The following is a 3680-nucleotide window of genomic DNA, read 5'->3' as shown; positions in this document are numbered from 1 at the left end:
ATAATAGAAAAAAATTTTGTGTTATTGGTGAAAAAGAAGTGAGGATAGTATATGAAGAAAAGAATTTTAATCGTAGAAGATGAAGAAAATATTCGAGAAGTATGCAAACGATATTTAGAAAGAGAAGAATATGAAGTTTATACAGCTGTAAATGGTAAAGAAGGTTGGGATTTATTTCTTACACATCAACCAGATTTAATTATATTAGATTTGATGATGCCAAAAAAAGATGGATGGGAATTATGTGAGGAAATTCGTCAACAGTCAAATGTCCCTATTATTATGTTAACTGCTAAGGGAGAGGAAAGGGATCGGATTTTAGGCTTAACAATGGGGGCAGATGATTATTTAACAAAGCCATTTTCCCCTCGTGAATTAGTATTAAGGGTTCAAATTATACTAAGAAGAGGAAGTCATGTGCCAATACAAGCGAAAGAATCCCTGTTGGAAGTGATAGAGTTTCCAGATTTAAAAATATACCCAAAGACAAGATATGTACTTGTTTGTGATAAGGAAGTGGAGTTAACGGTGAAAGAGTTTGAAGTACTTTATCTCATGGCAAAGCATCCAAAACAAGTATTTTCTCGCTCGCAGCTTCTTGAATTAATTTGGGATTTTGGACATGAAGGGGCATCAAACACAGTTACCGTATTAGTGAGTCGTTTACGTGAAAAGCTCGAGAAGCATACGATAAAGAATCGTTGGATTCATACAGTCTGGGGTATAGGATATCGCTTTGAGCCAAATGGAGGAAATGAAACATGAGATTACGTATTCAATTGTTACTCATGAATCTATTAAGTACCAGTATTATGGTAATTGCTATATGGTATAGTGAGACCAAAATGTTACTTGAACAGGAACAAACGCGGTTATTAACAGTAATTGCATTTGTGGCATTCATTATTTCAACGTTTATTTATTGGTTAATGACACGTCCTATCATGAGATCTATACAAAATTTAATAAAATTGACGAAACAATTTAGTGATAGACACTTTGAAACAATGTATATAATTGGGCAAGAACCACGTGAGTTTAAAGAATTAGCAACAGCCTTTCAACAGATGGCAAAAAAATTAGAAGAAGGGTTTACTAAGTTAGAGGAACAGGAAAACTCTCGTAAGGAGCTAATTACCAATATCTCACATGACTTACGAACACCTATGGCTAGTATGCAAATGATGATAGAAGCATTACAAGATAACCTGATTGAAGATCCTGAAATGAAAAAGCAATACTTAGCAACGGTTTTAAAAGAAATAGAAAGATTAAATGGATTAATTAACGACTTATTTGATCTTTCAAAGTTAGAGTTTGAGCAAGTAGATTTTCACCCAAGTTTCACACATTTAGATAAAGTTCTATTAGATGTATTAGAGTCACATTCTGTCTTATTAGGGGACAAACAAATCCATGTGCAATTGGAGGTCCCTGATACATTACCTCAACTTTTGATTATGCCTTGTAAAATAGAAAGGGTCATAGGTAATTTATTACATAATGCAATTCGATATTCTCCTATCTCTGGAACAATCGAGTTGACTGTAGTGGAAAATAAACTAACTCAAAAGGTCCAATTCACTTTGCGGGATGAAGGAATAGGAATTTCTCCAAATGATCAATTACGTGTATTTGAACGCTTTTTTAGAACAGATCGATCAAGAAGTTCACAATCTGGAGGTTCCGGACTTGGATTAGCTATTGCAAAATCATTAATTGAAATGCACAAAGGGGAAATTGGTGTAAGGAATCGCGCAGATGGTAAGCAGGGAAGTGAATTTTGGTTCACTCTTCCCATCACATCAGTAAAAAAATAAGATGGCTGAAAGACTTTTGTAACATTTATGTTAGAAAAATGAAAGACCTTCTTGTTAACATACTACTACACAGTATGTTACAGGAGGTTTTTTACTTTATGAAAAGAAAATATGTATGGCTTATAGGTGGTTTGATAATTGTATTGGGGATTTTATGGTCATTGTTCCGACCAGAGAAATTATTTATTGATAAGCACGTAAATGAATCATTGCCACAAGCAGAGATACAATCAACTGAAATAAAGCAGCAAAGTGATCGAGTAATAAGGGAAGGTCAGTTTCAAAACGGTGTCCATGAAACAACCGGAACGGCAAAAATTCACCAATTAGCAGATGGAAAACGTGTTTTACGACTTTCTAATTTTGCAACATCTAATGGGCCAGATGTACGAGTTGTATTAGTTCCTACAAATCGTTTGAAAAATAATGAAGACGTGAAAAACTATCAGTATATTGAATTAGGAAAATTAAAGGGAAATAAAGGAGATCAAAACTACGAAATTCCTGAAGGAATAGATGTAAATGAATATGGTTCGGTTTCTGTTTGGTGTAAAAGATTTAATGAAAACTTTGGTGCGGTTTATTTTAATAATTAAATATGAACTTAAAATATCCTTTTACAGGAGGAATTCATATGGGTTATGGTAGTAGCTGCAGCGGACTTAGTTGCTAAGAAGGGCACTTATAAGAGTGTCTTTTTCATATTTCTCAATTTTGGTATATTTTAAGGCTATTGGACGTTTACGGAGAGATTTTATCATTTTAGCAAGAAGACTCCTTCTTACATAAATGGACTAAGCATTCGCTCATTTCCACACATTGGTTCGAGCACTTTCATCTTTTTATCTTTTACAAAAGAAAGGAAAAAATCTAGTTCCTTTCCTTTTACAATTGACTTATTTATTTCATACATTCTTGTACATAGTTCAATGTAATATTCAACCATTCCTTTTTGACCCTTTATCTTTACTTATAAATTGATCATTCTGAATAATCTTACCATTTAAGGGTGAAATTTCATATTTATTATTTTACTCTTAAAAACATATGTATAATGTATTCACAACTAGTCAACATAAGGCATCAGTATCGGTAGCAAGTGTAAAAGTAAATCACTACTATCACAAGGAATCAGCCTTTTTACTCTATTCATTTTTTTATACATTTCTATCCTGGCGCGCTTTTAAGGTTCTCGTTTGTTACTGGATTAGCCGAAAAACTGTATAAAATCTTGCATACCCTTAGTGTGCTTTTTTTCGAAGCGCTGGAAAGCCCCTTTTAAGAAAAAAGAAAAGATACCCTAAGATGCCTTTTCTAATAGTTTTTTAACAGAAGCAACTGCATCCGATAATGATTAATAGAATAAATAATACAACTAATAAAGCAAAACCGCAGCCTTCACCGCAAGTACCACCATATCCCATAATAATAGTTCCTCCTTTAGATAAGAGGGCAAAACTAGGGTTCATTCCATGTATTTTAACAGGTTCACTTTACCTTAAGTTTTTAGGGATTAATTGAGCAGGTGCTTTTGAAAAAAAGAAAAGACCCCAAGGGCGCCTTCCTCCGGCCTGAACAATTTTAATTTTAATAATATGTATTGGACTCCTATCCAAATATAATTTTACCATGTTAAGTTGTTTTGTTCTGGGGTATCATCATATCGCTATATACCTAAAAATACTTACTACCCATTCTTGTTATAAATATTGTTCTGCCAAGGTTAATAGGGGTAGTACCACATGCCCATCAAGCTAAAATTTTGAAGTAGACCCAAAATGAAATTTTCCTTTCTCTACAGCTAGTTATTTTGAGAAATGAGCTCATTTTTTTGTACGATACATTTTTTAACTAATTTTG

At 33.3% G+C, this 3680-nt stretch carries 4 protein-coding genes and 1 pseudogene; 3 read left to right on the top strand and 2 right to left on the bottom strand.

Annotated features, from left to right (window positions below; translation table 11 throughout):
* Positions 1 to 51 precede the first annotated feature (51 nt).
* From ACQGSG_RS27545 to ACQGSG_RS27535, 3 genes are all read left to right on the top strand, one after another.
* A complete protein-coding gene (locus tag ACQGSG_RS27545) occupies positions 52 to 765 on the top strand; it encodes a response regulator transcription factor (protein WP_000746049.1) in 714 nt (237 codons plus the stop codon).
* Positions 762 to 1820, top strand: a complete 1059-nt coding sequence (locus tag ACQGSG_RS27540; RefSeq protein ID WP_002098245.1) for a sensor histidine kinase — start codon at positions 762 to 764, stop codon at positions 1818 to 1820. Before ACQGSG_RS27545 ends, ACQGSG_RS27540 begins: the two co-directional genes overlap by 4 nt.
* Positions 1821 to 1918: 98 nt before the next feature.
* The gene (locus tag ACQGSG_RS27535; protein ID WP_000824728.1) at positions 1919 to 2416 is read left to right on the top strand and encodes a DM13 domain-containing protein; all 498 of its coding nucleotides are present in this window, start codon (positions 1919 to 1921) and stop codon (positions 2414 to 2416) included.
* Positions 2417 to 2604: 188 nt separating this feature from the next.
* Here the strand turns inward: ACQGSG_RS27535 and ACQGSG_RS27530 are convergent.
* Both ACQGSG_RS27530 and ACQGSG_RS27525 read right to left on the bottom strand, forming a co-directional pair.
* Positions 2605 to 2766: pseudogene (locus tag ACQGSG_RS27530) on the bottom strand (SAM-dependent methyltransferase); the annotation flags it as partial.
* Positions 2767 to 3145: 379 nt separating this feature from the next.
* Positions 3146 to 3244, bottom strand: a complete 99-nt coding sequence (locus ACQGSG_RS27525) for a YjcZ family sporulation protein (RefSeq protein WP_074595434.1) — start codon at positions 3242 to 3244, stop codon at positions 3146 to 3148.
* Positions 3245 to 3680 lie beyond the last annotated feature (436 nt).

This window comes from Bacillus sp. GMa5/1 (assembly GCF_050172015.1).
Lineage (GTDB): Bacteria > Bacillota > Bacilli > Bacillales > Bacillaceae_G > Bacillus_A > Bacillus_A cereus.
This window is presented reverse-complemented; position numbering and strand designations above follow the sequence as displayed.

Coding starts and splice junctions, on each gene's coding strand:
- ACQGSG_RS27540 (WP_002098245.1), top strand. CDS start 762: ATGAGATTACGTATTCAATTGTTACTCATGAATCTATTAAGTACCAGT.
- ACQGSG_RS27535 (WP_000824728.1), top strand. CDS start 1,919: ATGAAAAGAAAATATGTATGGCTTATAGGTGGTTTGATAATTGTATTG.
- ACQGSG_RS27545 (WP_000746049.1), top strand. CDS start 52: ATGAAGAAAAGAATTTTAATCGTAGAAGATGAAGAAAATATTCGAGAA.
- ACQGSG_RS27525 (WP_074595434.1), bottom strand. CDS start 3,244: ATGGGATATGGTGGTACTTGCGGTGAAGGCTGCGGTTTTGCTTTATTA.